This is a genomic window from Nocardia sp. JMUB6875 (assembly GCF_041154655.1).
In the GTDB taxonomy this organism is placed as follows: Bacteria; Actinomycetota; Actinomycetes; order Mycobacteriales; family Mycobacteriaceae; genus Nocardia.
Genome location: NZ_BAAFGR010000404.1, coordinates 1 through 969 on the forward strand (window position 1 = coordinate 1; position 969 = coordinate 969).

Genomic DNA, 969 nt, shown 5'->3' on the forward strand with positions numbered 1-969 from the left:
CCGAGTTGCGTGCGGCCCGCGCTCGAGCAGACTGTTTGGGTGCATGGGGAGCATTCGAATGGCAGTGCCGATCGGGCAGTCGCGTTTGTCACGTCGAGATCTACCGGGCTCCCGCTTCATTCGTCGGTGCCGGTGACAGTGAACTTCCATCCGGATTGGCCTGCCGCGGACCAGGTGGTTCTCGGAGCTTTGGCCGATGACGGTAGCTACCGTTCGCAATTCGTCACCGGAACGAGCAATGGCGGGTTGACCGCGCACCTGGGTGGCGACCGCTGGCACTGGGAGAGCCGGATGTTCGGTGGTACGTACGACCATGGGCCGGCGGAAGATCGGCCAGTGTATGGTGCGTTGAACTTTCGGCGCGCATCCGTCGGCGCTGCACCCCGGTTCGGCTCGGCGCATCTACGACTGACCGCGGCCGTGCTGGACCGCACGACGTTCTGCTATCCCGACAGCTACCTGAACCCTTCGAACTTCGGCGTGGCATCGCGCATGGGCCTCATTGCACTGGCCGAGGCCGAGACCGGTGACCAAGACCCGCTCGACAATTACGTCGAGGCGCATATCCATGGTCCGGTCCAACTCGATCGCGATGTTGAGGCGATCGTCCTCGACCCCGGTCATCGGGGCACCGATATCGAAGCCGTCGCTCGTCGCCTACCGTGCGCCGTGGAGTGGCACAACGGATTCCGGCTCACCGTTGACACCTTGCGGCGGCATCCCGGATATCGGGGTGTGCAATATGTCGAATTGGGTGTCGCTCTGGCGGTGGACGGCATCCTGGACACCCGCGCTGTCGGGCAAGCCGCGCAATCCGGTCGATACGACCCGCAGGCCTTGAAGAAGGTCTGGCACTATCTCGCCCGCTTCGGGACCGAATCAACGTGAGGCCGCGATGCACTCGCAATCTGTCGGATGCGCAAGGCGGCCTGGCCATAGCCGAGGAGAGTGAGCGCTCATGCCGCATAG

General features: G+C 64.0%; 1 protein-coding gene. It reads left to right on the forward strand.

Annotated features, from left to right (window positions below):
• Positions 1 to 888 (forward strand): DUF3626 domain-containing protein (locus ACAM49_RS40265; protein WP_369640756.1); only part of this gene is annotated, 888 nt, incomplete at its 5' end.
• Positions 889 to 969: the final 81 nt, after the last annotated feature.